The 24,650-nt window shown below is 37.0% G+C and carries 30 protein-coding genes; 8 read left to right on the top strand and 22 right to left on the bottom strand.

All coding sequences use genetic code 11. The features are described 5' to 3' along the window. Positions 1-62 precede the first annotated feature (62 nt). Positions 63-929, bottom strand: a complete 867-nt coding sequence (locus D8S85_RS19395) for a NigD1/NigD2 family lipoprotein (RefSeq protein ID WP_106482210.1) — start codon at positions 927-929, stop codon at positions 63-65. Positions 930-1,143: 214 nt separating this feature from the next. Between D8S85_RS19395 and D8S85_RS19390 the strand changes: the two genes are divergently transcribed. Further along, entirely contained in the window at positions 1,144-2,124 is a 981-nt protein-coding gene (locus D8S85_RS19390; RefSeq protein ID WP_106625181.1) for an N-acetylmuramoyl-L-alanine amidase family protein, read from the top strand. Between the two features lie 281 nt (positions 2,125-2,405). Here D8S85_RS19390 and D8S85_RS19385 read toward each other — a convergent pair whose 3' ends face one another. The 14 genes from D8S85_RS19385 to D8S85_RS19335 form a co-directional block, all read right to left on the bottom strand. After that, the gene (locus D8S85_RS19385; protein WP_106482208.1) at positions 2,406-2,690 is read right to left on the bottom strand and encodes a hypothetical protein; all 285 of its coding nucleotides are present in this window, start codon (positions 2,688-2,690) and stop codon (positions 2,406-2,408) included. Beyond that, on the bottom strand, positions 2,687-3,040 hold the full coding sequence (locus D8S85_RS19380; RefSeq protein ID WP_127075569.1) for a hypothetical protein: 354 nt from the start codon (positions 3,038-3,040) through the stop codon (positions 2,687-2,689). The genes D8S85_RS19385 and D8S85_RS19380 overlap by 4 nt, the downstream gene beginning before the upstream one ends. 228 nt (positions 3,041-3,268) lie before the next feature. After that, complete coding sequence (locus D8S85_RS21610) at positions 3,269-3,442, bottom strand: hypothetical protein (protein ID WP_172726546.1); 174 nt, start codon at positions 3,440-3,442, stop codon at positions 3,269-3,271. 1 nt (position 3,443) lies between these two features. Next, complete coding sequence (locus D8S85_RS19375) at positions 3,444-3,743, bottom strand: hypothetical protein (protein WP_127075567.1); 300 nt, start codon at positions 3,741-3,743, stop codon at positions 3,444-3,446. A gap of 6 nt (positions 3,744-3,749) precedes the next feature. After that, entirely contained in the window at positions 3,750-4,208 is a 459-nt protein-coding gene (locus D8S85_RS19370) for a WapI family immunity protein (protein WP_106482202.1), read from the bottom strand. Positions 4,209-4,346: 138 nt separating this feature from the next. Beyond that, on the bottom strand, positions 4,347-4,796 hold the full coding sequence (locus D8S85_RS19365) for a DUF4304 domain-containing protein (protein WP_127075565.1): 450 nt from the start codon (positions 4,794-4,796) through the stop codon (positions 4,347-4,349). 235 nt (positions 4,797-5,031) lie between these two features. Then, positions 5,032-5,157, bottom strand: coding sequence for a hypothetical protein (locus tag D8S85_RS22120; protein ID WP_262708589.1), 126 nt, complete (start codon positions 5,155-5,157; stop codon positions 5,032-5,034). 35 nt (positions 5,158-5,192) lie between these two features. After that, positions 5,193-5,681 carry a hypothetical protein gene (locus D8S85_RS19360; RefSeq protein WP_106482198.1) on the bottom strand — a complete coding sequence of 163 codons (489 nt, stop codon included), beginning with the start codon at positions 5,679-5,681 and terminating at the stop codon, positions 5,193-5,195. Positions 5,682-5,845: 164 nt separating this feature from the next. Next, positions 5,846-6,112 carry a hypothetical protein gene (locus tag D8S85_RS19355; RefSeq protein WP_106482196.1) on the bottom strand — a complete coding sequence of 89 codons (267 nt, stop codon included), beginning with the start codon at positions 6,110-6,112 and terminating at the stop codon, positions 5,846-5,848. Positions 6,113-6,250: 138 nt separating this feature from the next. Beyond that, complete coding sequence (locus tag D8S85_RS19350) at positions 6,251-6,679, bottom strand: hypothetical protein (protein WP_106482194.1); 429 nt, start codon at positions 6,677-6,679, stop codon at positions 6,251-6,253. Between the two features lie 54 nt (positions 6,680-6,733). Next, on the bottom strand, positions 6,734-7,126 hold the full coding sequence (locus D8S85_RS19345; protein ID WP_127075563.1) for a hypothetical protein: 393 nt from the start codon (positions 7,124-7,126) through the stop codon (positions 6,734-6,736). Positions 7,127-7,176: 50 nt separating this feature from the next. Next, a complete protein-coding gene (locus tag D8S85_RS19340) occupies positions 7,177-7,560 on the bottom strand; it encodes a hypothetical protein (protein WP_106482190.1) in 384 nt (127 codons plus the stop codon). Between the two features lie 62 nt (positions 7,561-7,622). Further along, positions 7,623-7,868 carry a hypothetical protein gene (locus tag D8S85_RS21705; protein ID WP_106482188.1) on the bottom strand — a complete coding sequence of 82 codons (246 nt, stop codon included), beginning with the start codon at positions 7,866-7,868 and terminating at the stop codon, positions 7,623-7,625. Between the two features lie 357 nt (positions 7,869-8,225). Then, positions 8,226-8,558 carry a hypothetical protein gene (locus D8S85_RS19335; protein ID WP_106482184.1) on the bottom strand — a complete coding sequence of 111 codons (333 nt, stop codon included), beginning with the start codon at positions 8,556-8,558 and terminating at the stop codon, positions 8,226-8,228. Between the two features lie 570 nt (positions 8,559-9,128). Here D8S85_RS19335 and D8S85_RS19330 point away from each other — a divergent pair. Genes D8S85_RS19330 through D8S85_RS19320 form a run of 3 tightly spaced genes read left to right on the top strand, consistent with a single transcriptional unit; the run spans position 9,129 to position 10,682 of the window. Next, on the top strand, positions 9,129-10,022 hold the full coding sequence (locus D8S85_RS19330; RefSeq protein ID WP_106482182.1) for an IS1595 family transposase: 894 nt from the start codon (positions 9,129-9,131) through the stop codon (positions 10,020-10,022). 14 nt (positions 10,023-10,036) lie between these two features. Beyond that, complete coding sequence (locus tag D8S85_RS19325; protein ID WP_106482180.1) at positions 10,037-10,387, top strand: hypothetical protein; 351 nt, start codon at positions 10,037-10,039, stop codon at positions 10,385-10,387. Beyond that, positions 10,353-10,682 (top strand): hypothetical protein, encoded by a 330-nt coding sequence (locus D8S85_RS19320; protein WP_127074757.1) that lies wholly within the window; start codon positions 10,353-10,355, stop codon positions 10,680-10,682. Before D8S85_RS19325 ends, D8S85_RS19320 begins: the two co-directional genes overlap by 35 nt. Here the strand turns inward: D8S85_RS19320 and D8S85_RS19315 are convergent. The 6 genes from D8S85_RS19315 to D8S85_RS19290 all read right to left on the bottom strand — a co-directional run bounded on the left by D8S85_RS19315 (position 10,679) and on the right by D8S85_RS19290 (position 14,309). After that, positions 10,679-11,185, bottom strand: coding sequence for a hypothetical protein (locus D8S85_RS19315; RefSeq protein ID WP_106482176.1), 507 nt, complete (start codon positions 11,183-11,185; stop codon positions 10,679-10,681). The two genes, D8S85_RS19320 and D8S85_RS19315, sit on opposite strands and share 4 nt — an antisense overlap. A gap of 797 nt (positions 11,186-11,982) precedes the next feature. Next, positions 11,983-12,318: a hypothetical protein gene (locus D8S85_RS19310; RefSeq protein WP_106482173.1), complete on the bottom strand. Its 336-nt coding sequence runs from the start codon at positions 12,316-12,318 to the stop codon at positions 11,983-11,985. Between the two features lie 70 nt (positions 12,319-12,388). Then, the gene (locus D8S85_RS19305) at positions 12,389-12,994 is read right to left on the bottom strand and encodes a hypothetical protein (protein ID WP_127075561.1); all 606 of its coding nucleotides are present in this window, start codon (positions 12,992-12,994) and stop codon (positions 12,389-12,391) included. Between the two features lie 49 nt (positions 12,995-13,043). After that, positions 13,044-13,430 (bottom strand): hypothetical protein, encoded by a 387-nt coding sequence (locus tag D8S85_RS19300; protein ID WP_127075559.1) that lies wholly within the window; start codon positions 13,428-13,430, stop codon positions 13,044-13,046. Between the two features lie 91 nt (positions 13,431-13,521). Next, a complete protein-coding gene (locus tag D8S85_RS19295; RefSeq protein ID WP_106482167.1) occupies positions 13,522-13,923 on the bottom strand; it encodes a hypothetical protein in 402 nt (133 codons plus the stop codon). A 50-nt stretch (positions 13,924-13,973) separates the two neighbouring features. Further along, a complete protein-coding gene (locus D8S85_RS19290) occupies positions 13,974-14,309 on the bottom strand; it encodes a hypothetical protein (RefSeq protein WP_106482165.1) in 336 nt (111 codons plus the stop codon). A gap of 846 nt (positions 14,310-15,155) precedes the next feature. On the opposite strand from D8S85_RS19290, the gene D8S85_RS19285 reads away from it, so the two are divergent. The 4 genes from D8S85_RS19285 (at position 15,156) to D8S85_RS19270 (ending at position 22,242) form a co-directional block, all read left to right on the top strand. Continuing rightward, positions 15,156-15,740: a DUF6088 family protein gene (locus D8S85_RS19285; RefSeq protein ID WP_228423275.1), complete on the top strand. Its 585-nt coding sequence runs from the start codon at positions 15,156-15,158 to the stop codon at positions 15,738-15,740. After that, positions 15,737-16,744 (top strand): nucleotidyl transferase AbiEii/AbiGii toxin family protein, encoded by a 1,008-nt coding sequence (locus tag D8S85_RS19280; RefSeq protein ID WP_106482160.1) that lies wholly within the window; start codon positions 15,737-15,739, stop codon positions 16,742-16,744. Before D8S85_RS19285 ends, D8S85_RS19280 begins: the two co-directional genes overlap by 4 nt. Positions 16,745-16,895: 151 nt before the next feature. Beyond that, on the top strand, positions 16,896-19,664 hold the full coding sequence (locus D8S85_RS19275; RefSeq protein WP_106482158.1) for a hypothetical protein: 2,769 nt from the start codon (positions 16,896-16,898) through the stop codon (positions 19,662-19,664). Next, a complete protein-coding gene (locus D8S85_RS19270; RefSeq protein WP_106482156.1) occupies positions 19,630-22,242 on the top strand; it encodes a tetratricopeptide repeat protein in 2,613 nt (870 codons plus the stop codon). The genes D8S85_RS19275 and D8S85_RS19270 overlap by 35 nt, the downstream gene beginning before the upstream one ends. A gap of 240 nt (positions 22,243-22,482) precedes the next feature. On the opposite strand, the gene pbpC is transcribed toward D8S85_RS19270, so the two are convergent. Beyond that, a complete protein-coding gene (pbpC, locus tag D8S85_RS19265) occupies positions 22,483-24,633 on the bottom strand; it encodes a penicillin-binding protein 1C (protein WP_317128926.1) in 2,151 nt (716 codons plus the stop codon). Positions 24,634-24,650 lie beyond the last annotated feature (17 nt).

The following is a 24,650-nucleotide window of genomic DNA, read 5'->3' as shown; positions in this document are numbered from 1 at the left end:
TTACGAGTTCGGCTCTTCTTATTTAGTATTAAAATAGAATGTTAGTTATCTGACCTTTCCCGTTATTCAACCACACATTCCCCAACACCTTCCGTCGACACCATCTTACTCTTATCCTGATTCAACCCCCTGTCTTTACCCGTTTTCCTGGCATTTTTCAAGGTATAAGTACCGCTATCTTCCCGGCGAACCGTTTCTGAAGCATTTTTCCCGTATTCAGTCCAGATCAGTTTTACCGGTACAGACGTCTGTCCTTCAGGCACGATAGATGTCAAATCAAAAGAAACCCGTCCCCGACCCCAGGAAAAATTCCCGCGATCGTTACCCGTACCGGGCTTTTCTCCGTACGCGTTATGGCGCAAGGTCACGTACACCGTGTCATGATGAGCCACCACATCGTCCTGTACCAGATTAATAAAGTGTTTCTCTTTAGATCCGTCTTTTACCGGAATCCGGAACTCGACATTCAAATACCTACCGCCGAACCACGCTTCCTGCACGTTAATCGGGTCATTACCGATGCTATCTTGTCGAACTCCCTCGTTTTCATGAATGAAAGACTGTTTTACCGGCACCTTTGTCAACACATCATCCAAACCGTAAAGACGAACATAATAATTCATATTACCTTCCAACCCGCTCTCGTCGCGTTCACTGCCCACGATCGAGTAATGCGCGTACACCCGAAGATCTTCCTTCGCCCCGTCAAAACGAATAGGCATCCCTTCCGTCACGATCAGCCGGTTACCATCGTCCCGGCGAATGGCAAACTTGGAACGGCTTCCATTATCAATTTTTTCGAGGTTACCATAACTAAGCCATGAGCTACCTCCGCCCACGTAATAATATTCGTCATCATCGTCACAAGCCGTAAACCCCATCACGATCAACGAACAAATAAGTGTAAATTTCCATGTTTTATTTTTCATAGCTGTTTTTTTTTAAATACATCTATAGGATGATTACATTTTTAAAAAGTTGCGTCAACAAATTATATTATTGCTTTTTTTAAAATTCATTTCAAAATATTCAATCCCTCAAAAGCAACAAGTTACTAAATATTAAAACACCACGAGACGAAGCCAAAACTCACAACCTATAACTTGCAACCCACAACTAAATCTATATCTTTGTAGCAAAATGATGCCTATGAAACACGCGCTCACCATATTCTCTTTCCTACTCTTAACTATTTTCATGTTTCCCGCTACCGCACAGGAAACTGCCAAAGCAAACAAGGGAGAAGGAGTTCTGCAATTTCTAAAACGATTCAATCGTACCAAACCATTCCACATGGAGCGATTCTTCGAATTAAACCGAAATAAACTTGACAAGAACAACGGCCTGCAACTCGATGTGACTTACACACTTCCCCCCTTGAACAACGAGGGATATGAACCTCTTTTCGGAGAAAAACTGGCGAAATACACGATCGATTCAGACGAATTGAACGGGGCTTGTTTCTATCTCGTGAGCGGCCACGGGGGACCGGATCCCGGTGCTATCGGGGAATTACGGGGCCACCCGCTACACGAAGACGAATACGCCTACGACATCACGCTCCGCCTGGCCAGAAACCTCATGTCGAAAGGAGCCAAAGTGCATATCATCATACAGGATGCTCAAGACGGCATCCGCGATGAAAAATTCCTTGACGTCAGCGACCGGGAAACCTGTATGGGACAGGCCATCCCCTTAAATCAAGTTAAACGCCTGCAACAACGTTGCGACAAGATCAACGAACTGTACAAGAAAGACAAAGAACACTACCGCCGAGCCCTTTTCATACATCTCGACAGTCGGAGTGAAAGCAAACAAATTGACGTATTTTTTTACCATTACGACGGAAGTGTCAAGGGCAAACATCTGGCAAATACTCTCCAAAACGTGTTTAACCGAAAATACGACAAGCACCAACCCCTGCGAGGTTTCTCCGGAACTGTTTCTCCCCGGGACTTGTACGTTATCAAGCAAACGCTTCCCGTAGCCGTCTTTATCGAACTAGGTAATATCCAGAACAGCCGGGACCAACAACGCTTCCTACTGGACGATAACCGACAAGCACTGGCAAACTGGATGTGCGAGGGACTTATCGAAGATTATAAAAATTATTCGAAGAAATAGTCAAAGCTTCTAAAACTCCATATAGATACTTCTCTCTCATTTTGAATCCGAAATAAATTAACGGGAAAATAAAATGGAAATAGGTAAATACAAATCCCTTACAAATATTCCCTCCAAAAAGCAAAGACAGTTGCCAAACGGCTTTAAAACGTAGGGGACACGTCCGTGCTTCCTACTGGGTCGCTTATTTCCCGCCTATCTCCCGCTTAATTCAAAATATAACCGACAAAAGTAAGGAAACACTTTAAAATATCAAGTCGGTAAAAGCATGACATCTCAAGTCATATCCTGCCAATATTTTCCTTTAGAACGGGTACCATTCGAGCATCAGAAAAATATTCCACGTTCATTTCAGGTAATTCCTTTTTTATCCTCATAGCTATTTCCAAACCTTTTTGATCAAGCATATCTATAATAGCACTATCAATGTATCCATTATCATGTTCTTTCCAATATTCAGATAACCAGTCATTAAGCCTAACAATAGTTGCACTACTTAATCCAAGGCTGCAAGGCTCTATATATCCCCCCTCATATTTATCTCTAATTCCAGTACCATATTTCAAGTTACTTGCTTGATACTACTCAATATTCTTTTTATCGACTTAATTCCTCGACCTAATACATTCGTAGTTTCCATAAAATCTATAAGTTCTATCAACTTATTTATAAAAGTTATTTCATCTTTCTTTTCCTGTATACCAACCTCCCATACAGCACCAGCTCCACCCCACATATTCACACCATTCAATTCTTTAATAAAAATCATATCTTCATTTTTATCTAATAAATTGAGCAAATCACTTATTACTTGATATTGTCCCAAAAAGTTTAATCGAAGTAATATTTCTCCAATACCATTAAGAATATTTCTGTATTCCAATTTTTCTTGTAATGACAATTCTTCCCTCATCATAAATAATTCCATTTTAAAAGTCCTTTTTCAAAAGTACATTTTTATAAGAAAATCAATAGTGTATAATTTTGATAAGCAGATTCAACTCGCCAATGCAACTTTCATCTCAAAAATAGTCTAAAACCCGCCTGTTATCGTATTATCAGCTGTCAAAATCGAATTGAAAAAGTAATTATCCCCAAAATGGCAACGTGAAGCTGCTTTCAAAAACCTTTTCACTCGTAGTTTCTATTTGGGTAGAAAAAAAACACTTCTTACAAACTCGTCATAATCGTACCTTTCTCCAAAATACACGTTCCACTTCCCCGAAGAACTTAATTTATCCAAAAAGATCCATTCTCCAAACCACGCATCATGTTCAACCCCCTTTTTGGGAAGTACATACAATGAAGGAGGTGTCATATCATGCAAATTTTTTTTTAATGTAATCAATATTCAAGTCTTTCAAATCTGTTTTACACCCCGTCTCAAGTAAAGGTATTGCCAAAAAGCAATCGTATGCTTGGTCTAATTTCTTTGATAAACAATCTAGCAAAAATAGACCTCCATTAAACCAACGATCTCGTGCTTGAAATACTTTACTCACTTCATCTACATGTATGTCATCATATAACTTCCAGCGTTGTCCTTGGATCATAAATTTTGACCATGACTCTAACTTTTGCAAACATCTTTGTTTATTAATCCGATAATATCCATTCATAACGTTTCAAAATTCTATTTCATTCTTTTTAAGCTCCGCCAGCTTTTCCGATTCCTGAACCGGATATTCATTTAGAATTTCCAGTGTTTGTTCTATCAAAGCATCAATTGACGCAAAACCCGTTTCTATCTCAAATGTTAAAACACTATTACCCCAATACGATCTTGCTATTCCTTCCCATTTTATGGTTCCTAGTAAACCTTGCGTTCCTTTTAGATAAATCCCTTCCTCCATTGTCGTGAACTCGATTTGAAAAAATCTATCTGTTTTCAATTTATTCAAATCCTTATAAAAACGTTCAAAATCGTCAGTTCTTAAATTTGCATTATAATAGCCTTTAAATCCTGGAACATTTATCTTTATCTCTGCATCCAACCAATTTGCATCTTCAATATCTATACTTTCTAAATTATTTCGATGCAAAATAATTATTTCTACAAATCTACCCTCTGATTCTAATATCATAATATATATTTTTCGTATTTTATTGTAGCTTTAATCATTTCTACGACTCAACAAATAAAAACCTGAATAAATCAATGATAAACTATCATTCACGAAAGCCTATCTATCCTTTTATTCCTTTCTTTATTTTTAATAATCTCAAGACAAAATTGTCAATCCTTCTTTAACCGCTGGAAGTAAAAAGATTTTTCCCTCCTTTGCTAATTCTCTCAAACCTAAACGAGAAAGAGCCATATCCGTGAAAGGAACTATAAACTCACGGAATAAACTTTCTAGTTTTTCTATTCTTTTTCCATCATCCATTGATATATCAAAATCCAAAACATTAGAATAATCACTTGGTTGTCGAGTAAAAACATCTCCAACATTTTTCTTTACCAAATCCTTGCTTCTCGTATACTTATTACCAGACATACCCTGGATGAATATTTTAATATTTAATTCATAATAATCGCCAAAATTTGATTTTTGCAAACAAAGGACGACAATACATTCAGTACTTTCCTTAAACCAACCGCCAAAAGCCTTTTCAAAATTATTTGCTTTTGCAACTTTTTCAAACACTTTTTTAAACTCTTTACTTTCCATATTAATAAGTTTCTAGTACAGCTTTCCATTGGATTTCTTTAAATTGTGGTATCGTTTGTAACTCTTGTATATACATTGGGAGTTGTTTTTTTCCTTATGGCTAATTTTGGTTGGAGCAAACGATATATGCTTGCGCCAACTAATTATAAAGTTTTGTTTACTTCTTCAGTATAATACATTTCATAATAGACTAAAATTTTGCCGAGCTTTTTAGGATAATATTGTTAGAAAGCCCTTATTTCAGCATAAACTCTTCAACTTTTTTCTTTGCTTGAGTAGGCAAAATAACTTCAAAATAACGATCAGAATTTTTTCCCCAATCTTGGATAGCATCAAATAATATTTGTAAATAAATAATCACTCCTTCAATTTAGGAAAAACATCATGAATCAATAATCAATAAAAACCGGAAAAAATCAATGATAAACTATCCTTATCACATATTAGGTAGTCTTGTTTTATTACCTCGTAATCCATATCCAAAACAATATCACTTCTATATCCGAGAATAGTATCTGCAAAAATCGTTAATTTTGATGTATCTAGTAGATATTGCTTTTGATCACTATAATTTCCATTATACACTACAAGGCGATCGTTCACGAAGGTATATCCTTTAATTCGCCTTAGATGATAAAAAAAATCAACACCTAAACTAACAATTTGTTTTCCATTTTTTTCATGAAATGAAATCGTGTATAATAATCCATGATCTCCATGTCTCCCATAAGTCGTATCCGCATAAACAAAAAAACTGTCTAACTTGTTTTTTAATATAGGGATGAATATATCCTTGCTCTCGTTATCATTTTCACTATTTTTTTTATTCTTACATGCAGAACAAAACAATAGTGCGATACAAATAAAAAAGTAGTATTTTTTCATACGATTCAATTATTTATTTTTCCTAAATTATATATTCTCCCTTAAATTCTTACGAATATTTTTACACCGCATCATGGAATAAATTTCATCACCACCATTAGGGTGCGAATGTATATAAAATGCTCCTTAGACTCCCTAAATAAATTTATTCAGAATAAGACCGTTCATTTAAATTTATTCGGAATATTCATTAACTGCCTTTCTAAAGACCAATTTAAAGGTTTCGCCTTTGATATAAACCAAGGTGCTCCCTTTTTTATCCACTCTTCCCTATATTTTTTCGTTGATTCTACCGTATAATCTTCATTCCCAAATTCAACGCCACAACAATCACAAATAATATAAGTTGGACTTTGACCATCTTTCCCCCAAGGTAAATCTTCTGAATACAAACCACAAACATGACAATTATGCTTCTTATCTTCAGCCATAGTACTTTAATTTAAATTAAAAAATCATTGCTTAGATCCAACTCGCCAATGCAATTCTTCATTTTTCCTTCTCGATGATTTTTACATTTCACGTTAATATCTAAATAACTTTAGAACGAACTCTTTCAGGAGAATACATTATTCATTCTCAAATTCTATTTTTCGTTTAAAATATATTTGCCTCGCATATTCATCTTTCTCTATAATAAGATTTTCGTATGATTTCTTATCTGTACATAATTCTGTATAACCCAAAATTGCTTGTACAAAAGGATAAATATCTTCATCTTTACCAATTGTTCTAAACTCCCAATTAAAAATTAATCTCTCATCTAAAACTTCAAACAATTGGCAAGGACAAGAAAGAATTAAACCATCATCATCTATCAAATAAGCTTGATAAGTTTGATAAACAATAATTCCCATCACCAAATATTCACGACCAATTTCTATTCCATATCGTGTATATGCTGATGCGCCAAATCTGCCCAAAATATCCTCTCCGATTTGTTCATATTCATAAGGACGCAAATCCATTCCTCTATTACTGACACAACGTACTTTCATAAACTACTTGAATTTAAAATTATCTACATATTTAAGAACTCCATCTATATATTCTTATTTATAAAAAATAACTTTATGTACGTGTAAAACGAAAATAGGCTCACCCATTGATTTTTGACGATAATCAACAGCAACAGGCGTGTTAGTTTGCAATTTAGATATTGAATTAAGCATGCATTCCAAGTAAACTAATTCTTTCTCGGAAATATTTTTTAAATATTTATCAATATAATTTTCTAATGTGTACTCGGGAACCGTTTTTACCCAACCATAACGAGATTTTTTACCTGTCATTACTCCTTCAAAGTGATATGAAAACTCCTTGTTTGGTTCTTTTACTGGTGGTTTAATAATTAACATCTCACCTTCCGTCACGTTACAGCCATTTTGGGGACTATATTGGGCCACTAGCACTTTCGTGTACTTTGTATCATTGTTTGTCTTCATGAGTGATAATACTTATTGTCTATTCAGAAAAATTTTAGGACAATTCACCCCTATTTTTCCCAACAAGAAATGCAAAGTGCTATCCCATTTTCTCCCATCTTTTTTATACTTACAGGATCATACTCCATATTACACTGCCCTTCATACTCGTATAATACCCATATTGAAATATTTTCTCGAGATATTCCGATTGATTCTAATTTTTCATATTTACCTTCCAATAAAGAAAGGAAATAATCTATAAAAAGAAATGGGGGATCATCTTCTTTTTGCACAACCTCCAAGGACCAATCATCTTCCTTAGGATAATTTGACCTTACCCCTAACAACTCGTTAACCTGTCTCACTTGAATTAGATTTACCGTATATATCCGCAAGCTATAATAATACATTGTCTTCTCAATTTTAAAATCTACGGCTTTTAAACCAGTCATCAAAACCTTATTAACAAAACTTCCTGTTCCTTTTAAAACAATCTTGCCTTCTACGACAATATCTATTTATAAACATTCCCAATCTCCTCAACAAAGGAATTTCCACCCTTCATCCTGACATTGGTGCAAATGATAGAGACTTTGGAACAAATAATTTTCAATAACGGGTCATCCCTCACCCCTAACTCCGTCCTGCTAGCAAGGTAAAAGTACTTTGCCTCCAACATCCCACCTATCATCTCAACCTTATTATACAAATTTAAAATATTATAACCGAAATTCAAAACACGACGGCTATCATTCGTCATGTTTTCATTCTGTAAATTCCCGATACAGAACCACCACGGGAATAAACATCTCCCTCCAGCGTGGGAACAACGTTCTCCGTCAAGTTTGTCAATTGGTTACCCAGGTTGCTGTAAACATGTTATCTATTATCGTCCCGGTAGCCGTCCGTTGCAATATTTTGATATTATCGTTTCAACAGGCAACGCCTCCTCCCGGCGAGCTCTCATAACGCAACCTCCTATTGAAGGGTCTCTCTGCAAGCCAAGGCGCACGGCTAATTCTTGTATTTGAGGAGAACAATAAAAAAATTTCTCAAACACATATTGTGGTCTATTTAGTAAATTTCAGTACAAAAACTTATTTTAGACAAGTTTTAATCAATTATTTCGAACATACAATTCAGCCCAACCGATATTGAACATTTTATTCCAAGGTTTTAAAGAATCCAATGGATTGTCCAAATTTTCAGGGATAATTACCACTACATCTATTGGCTCTTTTCCCAAATTAAAAAAATCAGAATCCTTATATTTTGCAAGTAACAATAGATATTTGATTCCATGTAAACCAATTCCATAATCCGAACCACTCAACATTGGATCTATTTCCACTACTAAAACCCGCCTTTTGTGTATATAGGTATCATTTATTACAATACATTTAAACGGACCATGCAAATTCTCATATTCTGTAGATGCCAAATACAACATATCTTAAAATTTAGTAGATGAGAAAAAATAAAAATGTACGCAATTATATACAATACTAACCTAATATAAAAATGGATAAAAATAAACGTGGTTTATGCCGAGATTATTGTTCTCGGCATTTATCTTTTCAAAGATGTAAGTCTTTTGATGAAGTAATACAAAAATTACAAGAGTTATCGGAAAAACATTCTACTGATGATTTTGATGAGGTGGTCGTAAGCGTTTCCTTGGGACGTTTTTGTACTTCCCCAACAAGATGCCAACCCTGTATTTTTCGCAAAGGTCGTTCAAAAAAGACTCAAACTCCGAACAGCAGCAATCCGTAATCTTATACTCCATGTGGGTTACTGATATGTGGGCAGATTTGTTATGAGTAGGACATCTTTTAGGTTCTACTCTAAATTTTAGGTATTTCTTAAAGCGTAAACTATCTGTATTCATGGGCACAAAAGTAGTTATTCCTATAAAAATATCATTAGTTATCACTATAAAAATAACATAAGATATTGTTGATTAGTAATTTGGATGTTTCAGCGAAATTTTGTAACTTCAAGTAAATTTCGGTGAAATATGAGTAATAACGCTAACTTATTCTATTTCTTTAAACAGTTTCCCGATGAGGATTCTTGTAGAAAGTATTTAGAGAAACGAAGATGGGGTAATACTCCAACTTGTCCGCATTGCGGAAACGCACAGAAAATATACCGTTATAAAAACGGGAAAACTTTCAAGTGCGCACATTGTAAAAAGCAGTTTTCGGTGAAAACGGGTACAATTTATGAAAACTCAAACATCCCATTACAGAAATGGTTTCTTACTTTCTATCTGATTTCATTATCTAAGAAAGGTATTAGCTCTATTGAGTTGTCCAAGACTATCGGTGTTACACAAAAGAGCGCTTGGTATTTATTACACAAGGTTCGTTATATGCTGGAACATCGTAATTCCGATAACCAGCTACGTGGTACAGTCGAGGTTGATGAAACGTATGTTGGTGGAAAGAAAAAGGGCAAACGTGGTCGTGGTTCTGAGAATAAAACTCCCGTATTTGGTGCTGTACAACGTGGTGGACGTTTATCCATTACACCCGTACCAAATGCGAAGCGTAAAACCTTAGAGCCAATTATCCACAAACGAGTTAAGAAAGGAACCCATATAAACAGCGATGAATGGTGGGCATACACTAAACTATGCTCGGACTATGCACATGATGTAGTAAATCACAGACGTAAAGAATATGTTCGTGGTAAGGTACACACTAATACTATTGAAGGTGCATGGTCACATTTGAAGCGGTCAATAATGGGAACTTACCATAGACCGAGTAGGGAACACCTTTCTAAGTATTGTGCAGAGTTCGAGTATAATTACAACACCCGCAAAAACTCACCGGAAATTAAATTCAAGAAAATCATTGATAAGAATTTAATCCGTGTTAGTTATAGAACAATAACTGGCACATAAACTCAATTAATTTTATGGAAACAGTTTCAGTGAAACTCGTGGTTTTCAAACATCCGGAACCTGCGAGATGGGATACCTATTGTAGTTACTGCCCAGAGTTACAGTATTTCTTTGGACGTGGTGAAACAGTAAATGAAGTTGTAGAACAAGTACACCAAACGCTACTTGAGGAACTTCAAAATAGGAATGCGTATAAAAATCTTCATAATTTAGGTTGGAATATTACGGATACTTCAATTAAAGTTCCTATTTTTACAGACGAAGAAGCTGTCAGTCTTACCGAACAGTCTTATGAAGTAACAATTAGTAACTATCAAATAGTAAAAATAGATGTTGAAGTCCCACCAGCAAGAAAATTGTGGTGAATTGTACCCAATAGCCACAGATATATTTGAGCACTTTTTAAGTGAAAGTGGATTTACCTGTACTAACATAACTAATGGCTTTGATATACATAAGAAAGGAGAACTTTACATTAAAATACCGCAAAAGAAAAACCTCACAAAAAATCAAGTAAAGAATCTCTTAACTAAAGCAGGTTTGCAAATTGAAGATTTCAATTTGTATATAGAGCATACAAAAGCAACCAATCTTTTCAATTTTTTGGTGGACGAATCTCTGAAAGGGCCTTCTCTGAAAAATAAAAATACGGAATCTTAATCCCGTATTTCAATCTTTGCAGAAGTATATCCCCATATACTAAGGTAGTAAGTTCCTTTGTTTACTTTGTAGCCTACTTCTTCCACTTTTCCGAAACCAGCATCTACGGTAGTGAAGAAAAACATTGCGGGTTTGAACATTTCAAATTCAGAATCATATACCCCAGATTCTTCAACTTCTATCATATCGGTATCTGTTAGCTTCCAAGAAACATCACTTATAAGAAGTTGCTGGGTTAAGTTGTTTTTGATTTGAACTTTCAGAACAAGATTATATGTTCCGTCCGATAGCTTAATGGTGTTAATCTCTTTGAAAAGGAACTTCACTTCTCCACCGTTTTTACTTGGGAATGTAAGTTCATCACCAGCGATTAATGTTTTAGGTTCTTTTGCCGCTTTTGTTTCAGTAACAGGTTGCGAGGTTTCTTGTGTGGTAGATTCTGTTTTCTTGTTATTGCCACAACTTACAAATAACAAACACAAGGCTAAGAGTAATTTCTCCATTTTACGTGTATTTATAGGTGAATAATGCGACAGCACACCTATTATTTGAACACGCAAAAAGGCGTGGACTTACCTTGTCTGACTAAGAGGTACGACCAAGCACCCGACAACCACAACAAGAGTAATGCCCACGCCAAGACGCAGGCACTAACTAATGTTCTTCGAGGTTGTCTTTGAAATTTGGTCGTTTTCTTAGCCCTCAAAACAATAGCTAATGCTATCAATATTTTAACGGTACAAAGGTAGTTACTTTATAAGAAATAACAAAGTATGAGGCTGATGTTTAAAAGCGATTTGGAAAATCCAAACTAAAATCTTATGTTTGGTGTAAATAGTATATAATTACGAAAATGTATTATTAAACAACTAATCATTAATTTTTACCTTTACGATAATCCTTAAAATTCTGTAATTTTAAAGTTACTTTCTTGGATGCATTATAATAAAAGGTAACACGCATACTAACGGGACATAAACCATCAGTATAATATCTATATATTCCCAATACAAGTATACAAACAAAATTCGTTCTACTACAATACCCCAACTAAAAAATTTGTATAAAAAAATTGCACATTTTCTATTAACCAGCAAATTTATACCAGATATGACTAACAATGTGTAAAAAAACAAAGGGCGAAGTATCATATAAACATTCCAACCCGTGTATAAATCAATTGTCAGTCTAATAAAAATTATACTTGTTACAAGTATAATACCCGTTATTATTGAACTCCATGCAAATTTCCATTCCATATTGATAATCAATTACATTAAATTTATACTCTGGCAATCAATTATTTTCTTGGATACATTATAATAAACGGCAACGCACATATTAAAGGGACATAATCTATTAACGTGATATTCACAAGATCACCTATCAAAATCATAAACAGAGAGCGTTCAACAATAATTCCCCAACTAAAAAAACAATACAAATGGATTGCTCTATCTCTGTTTTTCAAAAAAGAAACACCAGCCATAATTAACAATGTATAAAAAAACAAGGGATCAAGCATCATAAAAATATCCCATCCTCTATACAGACCTGAGAATAATCGACAAAACAATATACCCATGATAACCACTGCTCCTGTTATAATAGAGCCTAAAGCAAAGTTACGTTCCATATCAATAAAAATAGTCAGCTTCGCACTACTTCTTCTATTTGAGGAAAACTTTTATTGTTCCCCTCAAATTCTATTTAGTAAATTTTTTCAGGGTAATGCCCAAATGCCTGTTCTTGATTAACGTCGAATCATATTTTCTTTTCGCTTGCTGCAAAAAGGACAGGAAAGCGAGCGAATCCTTCAAAAAACAACGCGACTCCCTATAACAAGAATACTTGTTCATCTCATGATCAACCACGACCATGACTCCAAACAAACTATCACAATAATTTTGACGAATCCATTCTGCCACGTGGCCCTCGTACCTGAAATTCATCTCGCGAGGTACTAAAGCTTTCATTTCTCGACTTTTTATTGGACGATATTTGAATTTACTATCAACCATCAAACGGCAGTCAACCATTGAATCTAGAATGTAATTCTTTAACCATGGGATATCATTAATCTTTTTGATCAAGATTGGATCAAAAGAATAACCGTAAGCTGACATCCACAGCAACAATGGTTTTTTCTCTACTCGCGATCGATGGAGAGCTAAATCAAGAGCCGATCTAGAGGCATCCCAGTCATCAAAAAAAACTTGATCATTATTCACTACAACCTGTCTGTTTAATCGTTTACTCGTGCAAGTCACGCAACAAACTACAATACCCAGTATCAATACAAGTATTTTCATTTTTCCTTCTCGATGATTTTTACATTTCACGTTAATATCTAAAGTAACTTTATAGTAAACTTTTTTCAGGAGAATCACTTAACCTTTCAATTACTTGAGTCGCAAATATTTTCACAAGACTTCCTGTTGTTGATGTTTCTATCACAAAACACTTCAATTTATCTATATCATTACAAATATTCTCGACTTGCTTCTTGTACGATACAAAATCTTCATCATCTTCAGTTTCATAAGCATTATAAATCCAATCTTTCGTGTCTGTTCCAGAATTCAAATCCATTATGCATTTACGCACATTCTCGAATAACAATATTCCTCTCTCTCCAGAAGGCCAAGTTATATCCAATTCCACGATATCATTCAATCCTAAATTCTGCCGATTTATTATTACACTATTTAATATAGAATCATGCCAATCAAAATTATCAAATCTCATAATCATTCAATTCAATTATTAAAAATCCCATGTCATTTTATGATGCTTACTTCCATTTACATGAAATACCCCATCATATTTAATGGCAAACTTATTGATCTTGTTTATAAAAAATAACTTTATGTACGTGTAAAACGAAAATAGGCTCACCCATTGATTTTTGACGATAATCAACAGCAACAGGCGTGTTAGTTTGCAAGTTAGATATTGAATTAAGCATGCATTCCAAGTAAACTAATTCTTTCTCGGAAATATTTTTTAAATATTTATCAATATAATTTTCTAATGTGTACTCGGGAACCGTTTTTACCCAACCATAACGAGATTTTCGACCTGTCATTACTCCTTCAAAGTGATATGAAAACTCCTTGTTTGGTTCTTTTACCGGTGGTTTAATAATTAACATCTCACCATCCGTCACGTTACAGCCATTTTGGGGACTATATTGGGCCACTAGCACTTTCGTGTACTTTGTATCATTGTTTGTCTTCATGAGCGATAATACTTATTGTCTATTCAGAAAAATTTTAGGACAATTCACCCCTATTTTTCCCAACAAGAAATACAAAGTAGTATTCCACTTTCTCCTAGCTTTTTCATACTTTCAGGATCATACTCCATATTACACTGCCCTTCATACTCGTATAATATCCATATTGAAATATTTTCTCGAGATATTCCGATTGATTCTAATTTTTCATATTTACCTTCCAATAAAGAAAGGAAATATACAAGTATTTCCGAAAAATTTTCACCTGATTGAATAATTTCTATTCCCCAGTCTGCATAAGGAAAATTCGAACTCACACCAATAATATTATTAAGTTGCTCCTCACTATAACTCTTTGATGAGAGAATCTGTAATCGATATATATACATTTATTTAATATTAAAATTAAAAATAATTTTCAATAACGGGTCATCCCTCACCCCTAACTCCGTCCTGCCAGCAAGGTAAAAGTACTTTGACTCCAACACCCCACCTATCACTTCAACCTCTCTCAACAAATTTAAAACATTATAACCGAAATTCAAAACACGGCGACTATCAATCGTCATGTTCTCATTCTGTAAGTTCCCGATACAGAACCACTGCGGGAATAAACATTTCCCACCAACGTGGGAATAACGTTCTCCGTCAAGCTAGTCAATTGGTTACCCGTGTTGCTGTAAACAGGTTATCCTCTATCATCCCGGTAGCCGTCCATTGCAATGTTTTGATGTTACTGTTCCAGCAGACGACGCCTCCTCCCGTCGAGCTCTCATAACGCGACCTCCTATTGAAGGGCCTCTCTGCAAGCCAAGGCTCACGGCTAATTCTTGTATTTGAGGAGAACAATAAAAAAATTTCTCAAACACATATTGGTCTATTTAATAAATTTCAGTACAAGAACTTATTTCAGACAAGTTCTAATCAATTATTTCGAACATACAATTCAGCCCAACCGATATTGAACATTTTATTCCAAGACTTTAAAGGATCCAATGGATTGTCCAAATTTTCAGGGATAATTACCAAAATTTTTTCATGTACTTAGGTTGCTCTTACTCGTTACTGTAAGCGATTGATTATAATTTCAAATAGCTATATTTTAGATCTCAACTAATAGATTTAGTTTTATGCGAATTTAAAATAGTCCGATTTTCTTTAAGAATTTCGGACATTTTGTTGTTGCATCAAGAAGAATATCGTACCTTTACACTATTAATCATTTGAATATAAAGATGGTGCTAACAAAGGAAATACGGAATATTATAGATAGAAATGGACCGAATAAACTTTATATGGTACGTGATTTTGTCCATCTTAATAACGATGGACTGGTTACTCGTGCTCTTTCCCGATTGGAGAAAGAGGGAGTGCTCATACGTCTTTCGCAGGGTCTTTATCTATATCCTTTACGAAATAAGTTCGGCGTACTTCGCCCATCCATTGAAGATATAGCATACGCCATTGCAGAAAAAGATAAAGCCCGCATTATCCCTTGTGGATTGACTGCTTTGAATAAATTGGGACTTTCCACGCAGGTTACGATGAACGCAGTCTATTTGACAGATGCCGCAGCACGAGAACTTACTATCGGGAACCGTAAAATCATATTCAAGCGCAGTGTACCCCGTAATTTTGCCTATAAAACGGATTTGTTTCCACTGATAGTCGCTGCCATGAAAGAATTAGGGAAAGATAATGTAACCGACGAACAAGTTGCTATCATAAAACAAGCCATTGAAAAATATGGCAATACGGATGAAATCAGATACGATTACAGCATTGTTCCGCAATGGATTAAACAAAAACTTGCATTATGAATTGGACTAAGTTCACAAAAGAAGAGCAACTTACCATTTTGGCTAATGTTGCCGAAAATAAAGGGATTGTTGACAATGCTGTTGAGAAGGACTATTGGGTCAGTATGGTATTGCGTGCCATATTTTCTTTACCGTATGCTACAGCTTTTGTATTCAAAGGAGGAACGAGCCTTAGTAAAGGTTGGGGATTGATAGAACGATTTTCAGAAGATATTGACCTTGCAATAGATCCCAAATATCTTGGCTTCACAGATATTGCGACTAAAAACCAACGAACCAAATTGCGGAAAGACTCCAAGAAGTTCATAGATGGCACTTTTGCGCTCGACATTGAGAACAGATTAAAAGAGTTTGGGTTATTAGGATGTTGTAAGGTCATAGTCCCGGAAACATCTGTCAGCGACCTCGACCCTGTAGTCCTATTTGTCGAGTATAATTCGGTGCTGCAAACAAAAATGCAATATATACCGGAGCGAGTCAAAGTTGAGATAAGCAGTCGTTCACTCATGGAACCGTCGAAAGAGGTTGAAATGCGTTCTATGATAGAAGATGCCTATCCGAGTGAAGAGTTTTCATTTCCAATATTTACAGTTCCTACCGTTGTGCCAGGACGAACATTTTTGGAAAAAGTCTTTCTGCTACATGAGGAGTTTAACCGACCCAATGGCTGTACACATATCGAACGTATTACACGGCATATGTATGACATTGTGAAGATGATGGATAAACCGTTTTCTATGGAAGCGATGCAGAATTTACAATTATACGAGGCCATTGTGGCTCATCGTAAGAAGTTCACAGCGTGGAGCGGGTTAGACTATGCGACCCATCTTCCACACACGATATCGTTTCTTCCTCCCCAAAACATCGAAGATGTTTTGCGGGACGACTATAAGCAAATGCAAATCGGCTTCATTTATGCCGATGCTCCCTCTTTCAATGAGATTATGGAGCGGTTACGGGACTTGCAAGATAGATTCAGAGCATTGAAATGGAAAAAATAATCGTTGAAAGAATGGAAAAAATTAATGTACTATAAATGAAACGGAGATATTCAATCGCTATCATGCAAAATATATGGCCTAAATTCGATCGAGGAAGAATTGCAGAATTTTATAATACAGGAATGAGTAAATCAATAAATTATGAGTTCTTATGGCATTAGAAGTTTTACATCAGCAAGCTGCAACACACGAAAATGAACAATTCCGTCGCGTTGTCAAAATAATAGATACCATCTTTAAAAAGCATTGTTATGATGGCATTCTTATAGGTAATCCATTTAATGAGAATTATCGACGCTTTCGTGCAGATGCAATTCTTTTCTTCAATCATGGCGTTGTAATTATTGACTTCAAAGACTACGCAGGTCAACTAAACATTCCACGAGACGATGATGAATTTAAGAGTTTACCTTGGCGTACGGAAAACGCATTAGACCATCAAATTATTGAGGTTAAAGCTGGTGCACATTTCCTAAATCCATTCCTTCAGCTTGCTTCATATAGAACCGCATTCAGAGAAATTGTTGAACATAATCCAATTCTCAAACAAAAAATCAATCCTGCCCGAGTATGCATAGTAAATATTTTCTCTGGACCACTTAAACTATCTAATAGAATTCCGGGAAAATATCCCTATTATAAGATTGTACAAGAATCTGAAATTGGAGCATTGCTTTATGATTTAAATAATGATAATGCTTTCGACGAAGAGATTGCCAAGGCTATTAAAAAAATCTTCCCATCCGATGAATATATTCAAGATTATTCATTTGATATAGGGATAATTCACAAGCAAGATATCATTGTTGGAGAAGGGGCTAAATCTACCATCGATACCTTTATGCAAGCCGGGGGCAACGACCTTCTTGTTTTAACATCAATGGATACAAAAGAACGGGATAATTGGGCAAAATACATTTTCTCAATTGCAGATAATTACGGGATTCCTGAAGTTCATGGGCTATGTCACTCAAATAGAATTAGTCGCCAATTGGGCCAGCGCGGGATAGAGGCTTCCAGCCTTTATTCATTCATATATGGAGGGAACGGGACATCCGAAGATAAAGAAGATGATGAGGCCATGCAGGTTATTTCCCTCCATTCGGATGCCGGATTGGATAAGCGGGCATTGTTAATGGTGTATGATGCGCATCTTGTAAGCCGCAGCCTCTCTCAAACAGATTTGCTTCGCTTTGGAACAGGACGCCTGCTTGAGGACTTTATCATCTTTGCCAATCCGGCATCTGAGCGGAAAATCGTTTTCATTGGTGACCCTTACATGCTATCTTTCGGGACTTCCGACGATTCTGCTATCAATGTGGCCAATCTTCAAACAATCTGTAGGAATAGGGTTATTCATTACTATCATCAGCCTGCCTGCGACTCACATGAGTCCTGCAAGGAGTCACTAAAATGTAGTCTCGCCAAGAGTATGGATGCACAGCTGTTCAACAACTTGAACTATGCTTTTGATGATGGGACTATCGTTGAGATTGAGAAAGATGCGATTACCAAAAAAATGAAGGAATGGTTTATGTCTCCATTGCAGCAAGAACCCAAGCAGTCGGTCCTGTTTTTCAAGAAAAGCGACTGCCAGAAAACCAATCTTTGGGTTAAGCATCATTGTTTGAATAATGGGGAGGAACTTGCAGCAGGAGACCTTCTTATTGCTAATAACAATATCTGTATCCCTGATGAGACCGGGTTTGGTAATCCCCAAAGAGTGCTGAACGGGATGTATTTTACTGTAAAGGATGTGCTTGAGAAGCGTCGTGAACCAATATCCATTAAGGGTTATCCTCGTCCAGTACTTCTGTCTTTCACAAAAATATCTGTTAAATGTTTGAGCCTAAGTGGACAGGATACCGAGATTTGGGTGCTTGACAATTATCTGGATTGTGCGGATGAATTGGCTAAGGAGGAACAGATTGCCGTTAATGTCTTCATTAATCGTTGTATTGCTGAGCAAAAGAAACGGTATTCCCGTGAGAACGATTCGCTTATCAATGTATTGTACGCGAAATATGCATGGGCTATAACTGTTCATAAGGCAATCGGTTCCGAATTTGACAATGTCATCTTGAAAGGATTCCGCGCAGAGAATGACGGAATATGCAATGAGTCTTATTTCAGATGGCTATACAGTGGACTCAGTGTTGCGGCCGGAGTATTCCATATTGCACAACCGCAATATGTCCATCCGTTTATGAATTGTACCGTGAGCGAAACAGATTCAGGTGTTAACCCACCGAAGCAATTACTTATATATGATGGGTATAAAGTGCCATCCCGTTTTACTGAGATGGTTGCGCTTAATAACGTCAATGCGTCAGCTGCTATTTGTGAATTGACAAAGCTTGTCGAACCAAGCGGTTATATCTTGGAGGAGGTCAAACCATGCAATGATTATTTGACCAAGGCCGTATTTTCAGTACCGCAAGGAATTAAAAAGAAACTGGTAATTGATTTTCATAACAAGGGCGCTAAAGATTCTTATGGTATCTCGGCAATTAGAATGGAGCCGAATGAGTTAGTTGATGCCACCTGTATTAAGCAGAGCATAGAAACAATCTTTGCTCAGGCTGTGTCATGCAATAAACCGGTAGAAACTCCCGGTTATATCCTGGAAGTCGTTAATGCGTTTGGTGAGCAGATGAAGGAGCGGGGATTCAAGCTTAAGGTAGTGTTCAGTAAGGATTATCAGATTATCTGCAAGGCCACATCCGATAACGGCAACGCTACTCTCCGCCTATGGTATGGAACCAGCATGGAAAACCATAGCAAAGGGTTCGTCAACAAAATTGAGATATTCGACATTACAGATACCACCATTGCAAATGAGGTACGGAAAATAGTATTGATAAATCAACAAAACTATAATTCGGATGGTAAAAATGACAAGGCCCAATTATTACAATGAGAATGATTACTCCCCTCGTTTATCAACTGAAATCTATGCTCTCCGGCGCAATGGTCAACTGGATGAAGCCAGGCAACTGGCTGAAAAGATCCTTCGACAGGACGAAACAAACGTAGATATCTTGAAGGCCTATGCCTGGACATTGATCGATATCTGCAAAAGGGAGCAACAGGGAGGAAATCTTGTAGAAGCGCAAAAAATTTCAGATTTTCTGTCGCGCATGCATTTCGATACCCAATTTGATGAGTTTGCAGAAACGCTTGTTAGAAAAATACAAGCACTGAGGCTAACGGTGAATCCTTTCTACGCCCAGATTCAAGAGGCTAAAGAGTTGAGCCAGAATGGAAACAATGACAAAGCATGGGAGATTCTTACCCAATTGTCAGTAGACGGAAATCTTCCTGAAGAAGTGCATGAAAGCTATGGATGGGCAATATACCGTTATTTGCGAGATCACATTGCGCAACTTGATTCTGTACAGGTGCGGACGCAACTGAAGAACTATATTTATCTTCATAATGAGCGCCCTTCGACGCTGCATTCCCAAATATTGAACTTCGCCCTTAATTACTCTAAACAGGATAGCAATTTCAAACTCATATCGTTTCTCAAGCTATGGAATCCGAACAATTTGCGACTGGATGATTTTGAAGATTCGCATAGCAACGAAGGCAAAACTATTCCATCGTTGATGTCGAGAATTGCAAAGGCTTTTGTTGATTATCCTTTAGATGAGATTCAAGAATTTGTCAGGCTTATCCCCTACAGGAAAGACGATTTTATCGAAATGATAAAGAACCATTTCTTTTGGAAGCTGTATCGTAATACCGATGGCGGTATCTCTTCATCTACATGGGAGCTGTTTAATCAATATATAGAGTTATCCAATGATACTCCAGCCTCTACTTCTCATTCGAAAGTTCTTGGGTTGGCCGAGCGCACAATGAAGGAAAACAATGCATGGCGATTCTATGATTTCTTTAGAAGGTGGAACCCAGAGAAACTAAGAACAGCTGACTGGCAAGAAGAGAAAGGGGATAATGGGGAAACCTATAAACCGTTAGCTGTCAAATCGCTGAAAAGAGTAAAAGAAGCTCTTGAGAATCTTTCTGATGAACAACTGGGAGACCTCCAGTGGCTTATTGACCTCTATGGAATAGCCATAGAAAAGATGCCGGATGATGATTGGAATATCAGGTCGAAAGCGTTACTTCATCTACGTGCTGGTCAGCAAGCAGAAGCAAAGGATATCTATAAAAGGCTTTGCCAGAAGATGGGAGAGAAATACTATATCTGGAGTGAATTTGCCGATTGTTGGGAAGATGTGAATGTAAAGATTGCTTTTCTTTGCAAAGCTCTAAGCTTAGAGAAGAATGAAGACTTCATAGGGAAGATGCGATTGGAATTGGCACGACAACTAATTAAATCCAAGAAATATGCAAATGCAGTAGTTGAACTTGGTCAATATAAGAAACATTATGTTGGAAAGGGATGGCGTATTGATTCGGAAGTAGATGTTCTTCTTGAGCAATGCTCCTCTGCTACTCCTGTATCTGACAATAATGCGGCACTTTATGCCAAAAATATCTCAATAGCGGAAGAATACGTTTACGAAGATATTCCTTTCACGGAAGTTGTACTTGTGGACAAAAGGAGAAACGAGAACGGAAAGACCATGATGTTTTTTGTAGATGGTACAACAATTGAATTTGCTACTGATAAGAAAAGATTTCCAATATTAAGAGATAGTCATAAAGGACAAGTCTGGAAATTCAGATTGTATAAAGACGAAACAATTCGAACAATTCCCGGTGATTATTCATGGCAGCCGCCTAAAAAGGAAACGGAGATCAAATATATCCCCTTGACTGCCGCTCCTTCAGAAACAGCTGATTGGTTTAATTTACCGATTCAATATGGCTATGTTCAATATGTAAATACAGAAAAAAAGGTCTATCATATTTATTTGACCGATTCAACTCTCGTCTATGAACACTATGAGCAACAGAAATTTGAAAAAGGGGATTTCGTCAAACTTCGCCAATACAAAAAGAAAGTCAAGGAAGAGAACAAGATATTCTTATGTGACGTACAAAAGTGTACAAAGGACGAGGCTATTGAGAAGTTCAAGTGCAGGATTGCGGCGGTAGATGATGTCAATAATCAGCGTAAACTATTCCATTTTGTATTAGGCCCCAAACTAGTTTCAGGTATTCTGCACTATGATCAGACGGATTTGCGGCCATCCGTTGGAGATTGCATTAAGATTTATTATTTTGTTCGGGAAATCAATGACAAGAAGAATCTAGGTAAACAAAAGAAATTAGTGGAAGTGCTTAAAGCAGAGATCACTAACGAGATTAATAATGATTTGATAAAACACATATCAGGCTATTTGGAACTCAATTATAAAGATTGGTGTGATGACGGAGTACCAGATTTTGCATTCATTAGTGACTACTATGTCCATAAAACAATACTAGAAAAATACAACATTACTTCCAATTGTCATGTGAATGCGAAAGCAATCTATGCTGGAGATGGCAGATGGAAAATATATGCAATTGAAAAGCAATAGTCATTATTGTTTGCTTATTTATTTCGTATAAATATATGAGCATTCATTAGTGTTTACTAAAAAAACATAATAGTTCTTTGAAATAATTGAATCTAAGATATTCTCATTTTTATCATAAGCATAAGTTCCCGATGCAGAACCAACCCGAGAATAAACATCCCCATCGTCCCAGTAGCCATTCCGCTGTAACGTCTTGATATATTGTTCCAGTCGTAAGGCAACCCCTTTTAGACAATCCAACTATTTTACTATTATTGATATTGTCTGTAGGCTACCAAAACCATCAACAACCGTTATAGTATGATAACCCAATGAAGGCTGGATTTGCATCTTGTGAACATTCGAGGTCGTGCCAATAAATGAATCATCCAGATGCCAAAATAACTGTGTTGATAAAGAGTGTACAACCTGACAGACCACAGAACCTCGCATTCCATCCATCTGTTTGGACACAGATACAATACTACCATCACTGGGATAAACAAAATGGAATGCACTTCCTGCAACATCATTAGTCAAAATTTTTGTTGGTAATGGGATGTACTCCTGGTGTTGTTGCTTATAATAATGCTCCATAAGGGGTGGTAGTACGAAATATCGTTCAGCACGAGTTGGTTCACTTCTGTCTGTGATGAGCCGTAAGCCATCAAGAGAAACATTAAACTCTTTGCAATAGGGACAAGAAAGACTTTTGACACTATTGCGAGGTAGTAACACCTCTTTCGTATCGGTACAATATCGACCTGCAAGATGTCCCGAATGGACGCATACTTTAAGAGTTACACCATCTGTAGAACATGGCTCAGCGAACCATTCCGAGTAAGATAACAAATTCAACATATCAAAAAGAATAGGTCCGGCAATTCTTGCTCCCGTAAGTTCAGCAACTCCGCTTCCATCAGCATTACCAACCCATACCCCAACCACATATTGGGGAGTAACACCAATCGCCCAAGCATCACGCGAACCATAACTTGTACCCGTTTTCCACGCTACATTTTGCACCGAAGTAGCCCTGCGCCAATCCATTTGGTCGGGACGATTCACCTCACGCATTGCATTGAATGTATGATACAAAGCAACCCGATCTCGTAACGGGAACTCTGCATAGGCTGTTGTATCGATATAGCAGGCCGCCATACGAGCATAGCATGAAACAACATCACAAAGGCAAACTTCTGCTCCACCTAATACCAGTGAAAGTCCATATTTATCTGTAGAACGGTTGAGCGAAACGAACCCTGCACGCTGCAATGTCTCTGCAAAACGAGCCACACCATATGCCTTCAATAGGTGAACATTGGGGATATTGAGCGACAAGGCAAGCGCCTCGTCTGCGGCAATAGCTCCCGCATAAGTTCCATCAAAATTTTTGGGAGTAAAACCCCTAAAGTCGGTCGGCACATCAGGGAGCAATGTTTCCGGTAAGATAATTCCCTCTTGCAATGCCACCGTATACAAGAGCGGCTTAAGGATACTACCCGAAGAGCGATTAGCTCGGGCAATGTCCACCCATTTACCCTCACGCTCAAATGACATATCACTATTACCGCAGTAAGCTACAATCTCTCCACTCTCAACCTCTACCATAACAACAGCAAGATCACGAATATTTTGCAATCGTAATTCTTGACACCACCTTGTTGCAAGTTCTTCCACTCGCTCTTGTAGCGCAATATCTATATGAACTGTAGTATGTTTGCCATGAGCCGTTTTGTTATAATATTCCACCAAATGTGGCGTATATTGCGGCATCGGATAAGGCTCTCCAATCAGAGGCTCCTCAATTGCCAAACAATAGTCATCATCCGATAACTCACCTTTTTCGTGCAAACGACTGAGCAATCGATTCCTCTTGCCAAGCAATGCATTACGGTTTTTATTAAGATGAATAAGCGATGGCGCATTCTGAAGCACAGCCAAAGTAGCCGCTTCTGCCCACGATAAGTCAGCTCCGCTATCGCCAAGGTAACGCCACAAAGCAGCATCAATTCCCACAACATTACCGCCAAAAGGTGCGTGTGAAGCGTAAATTCGTAGTATCTCCTCTTTGGTGTAACGGGCCTCCAATCGTGTTGCCATAAACATTTCAACCACTTTTTGCCATATCGTGCGGGGCTTTTGGCGTGAAAGACGGATAACCTGCATTGATAGTGTGCTACCCCCGCTCACGATACGCCCATTACGGAGATTCTGCACGATTGCTCGAACAATAGCTCGAGCACTTACCCCACAATGAGCATAAAAACGATGATCTTCGAATTCGATGAGTGCTTTAACAAACTTCTCGGGAAGTGTTTCACTAGGAGGGAAACGCCACTGACCGTCATCAGCCACACGAGCCCCCAGTAACTCTCCATTCCTATCTGTTACAACAGTTGAGTATGACACTCCTTCAAAAAGATTTC

This window comes from Butyricimonas faecalis, from assembly GCF_003991565.1.
In the GTDB taxonomy this organism is placed as follows: domain Bacteria; phylum Bacteroidota; class Bacteroidia; order Bacteroidales; family Marinifilaceae; genus Butyricimonas; species Butyricimonas faecalis.
This window is presented reverse-complemented; position numbering and strand designations above follow the sequence as displayed.

Bases quoted from the DNA above. Each gene is read 5' to 3' on its own strand.
- D8S85_RS19395 (WP_106482210.1), bottom strand. From the start codon at position 929: ATGAAAAATAAAACATGGAAATTTACACTTATTTGTTCGTTGATCGTG.
- D8S85_RS19390 (WP_106625181.1), top strand. From the start codon at position 1,144: ATGCCTATGAAACACGCGCTCACCATATTCTCTTTCCTACTCTTAACT.
- D8S85_RS19380 (WP_127075569.1), bottom strand. From the start codon at position 3,040: ATGATGAGGGAAGAATTGTCATTACAAGAAAAATTGGAATACAGAAAT.
- D8S85_RS21610 (WP_172726546.1), bottom strand. From the start codon at position 3,442: ATGACACCTCCTTCATTGTATGTACTTCCCAAAAAGGGGGTTGAACAT.
- D8S85_RS19375 (WP_127075567.1), bottom strand. From the start codon at position 3,743: ATGAATGGATATTATCGGATTAATAAACAAAGATGTTTGCAAAAGTTA.
- D8S85_RS19370 (WP_106482202.1), bottom strand. From the start codon at position 4,208: ATGATATTAGAATCAGAGGGTAGATTTGTAGAAATAATTATTTTGCAT.
- D8S85_RS19365 (WP_127075565.1), bottom strand. From the start codon at position 4,796: ATGGAAAGTAAAGAGTTTAAAAAAGTGTTTGAAAAAGTTGCAAAAGCA.
- D8S85_RS19360 (WP_106482198.1), bottom strand. From the start codon at position 5,681: ATGAAAAAATACTACTTTTTTATTTGTATCGCACTATTGTTTTGTTCT.
- D8S85_RS19355 (WP_106482196.1), bottom strand. From the start codon at position 6,112: ATGGCTGAAGATAAGAAGCATAATTGTCATGTTTGTGGTTTGTATTCA.
- D8S85_RS19350 (WP_106482194.1), bottom strand. From the start codon at position 6,679: ATGAAAGTACGTTGTGTCAGTAATAGAGGAATGGATTTGCGTCCTTAT.
- D8S85_RS19345 (WP_127075563.1), bottom strand. From the start codon at position 7,126: ATGAAGACAAACAATGATACAAAGTACACGAAAGTGCTAGTGGCCCAA.
- D8S85_RS19340 (WP_106482190.1), bottom strand. From the start codon at position 7,560: ATGACTGGTTTAAAAGCCGTAGATTTTAAAATTGAGAAGACAATGTAT.
- D8S85_RS21705 (WP_106482188.1), bottom strand. From the start codon at position 7,868: ATGACGAATGATAGCCGTCGTGTTTTGAATTTCGGTTATAATATTTTA.
- D8S85_RS19335 (WP_106482184.1), bottom strand. From the start codon at position 8,558: ATGTTGTATTTGGCATCTACAGAATATGAGAATTTGCATGGTCCGTTT.
- D8S85_RS19330 (WP_106482182.1), top strand. From the start codon at position 9,129: ATGAGTAATAACGCTAACTTATTCTATTTCTTTAAACAGTTTCCCGAT.
- D8S85_RS19325 (WP_106482180.1), top strand. From the start codon at position 10,037: ATGGAAACAGTTTCAGTGAAACTCGTGGTTTTCAAACATCCGGAACCT.
- D8S85_RS19320 (WP_127074757.1), top strand. From the start codon at position 10,353: ATGTTGAAGTCCCACCAGCAAGAAAATTGTGGTGAATTGTACCCAATA.
- D8S85_RS19315 (WP_106482176.1), bottom strand. From the start codon at position 11,185: ATGGAGAAATTACTCTTAGCCTTGTGTTTGTTATTTGTAAGTTGTGGC.
- D8S85_RS19310 (WP_106482173.1), bottom strand. From the start codon at position 12,318: ATGGAACGTAACTTTGCTTTAGGCTCTATTATAACAGGAGCAGTGGTT.
- D8S85_RS19305 (WP_127075561.1), bottom strand. From the start codon at position 12,994: ATGAAAATACTTGTATTGATACTGGGTATTGTAGTTTGTTGCGTGACT.
- D8S85_RS19300 (WP_127075559.1), bottom strand. From the start codon at position 13,430: ATGAGATTTGATAATTTTGATTGGCATGATTCTATATTAAATAGTGTA.
- D8S85_RS19295 (WP_106482167.1), bottom strand. From the start codon at position 13,923: ATGAAGACAAACAATGATACAAAGTACACGAAAGTGCTAGTGGCCCAA.
- D8S85_RS19290 (WP_106482165.1), bottom strand. From the start codon at position 14,309: ATGTATATATATCGATTACAGATTCTCTCATCAAAGAGTTATAGTGAG.
- D8S85_RS19285 (WP_228423275.1), top strand. From the start codon at position 15,156: ATGGTGCTAACAAAGGAAATACGGAATATTATAGATAGAAATGGACCG.
- D8S85_RS19280 (WP_106482160.1), top strand. From the start codon at position 15,737: ATGAATTGGACTAAGTTCACAAAAGAAGAGCAACTTACCATTTTGGCT.
- D8S85_RS19275 (WP_106482158.1), top strand. From the start codon at position 16,896: ATGGCATTAGAAGTTTTACATCAGCAAGCTGCAACACACGAAAATGAA.
- D8S85_RS19270 (WP_106482156.1), top strand. From the start codon at position 19,630: ATGGTAAAAATGACAAGGCCCAATTATTACAATGAGAATGATTACTCC.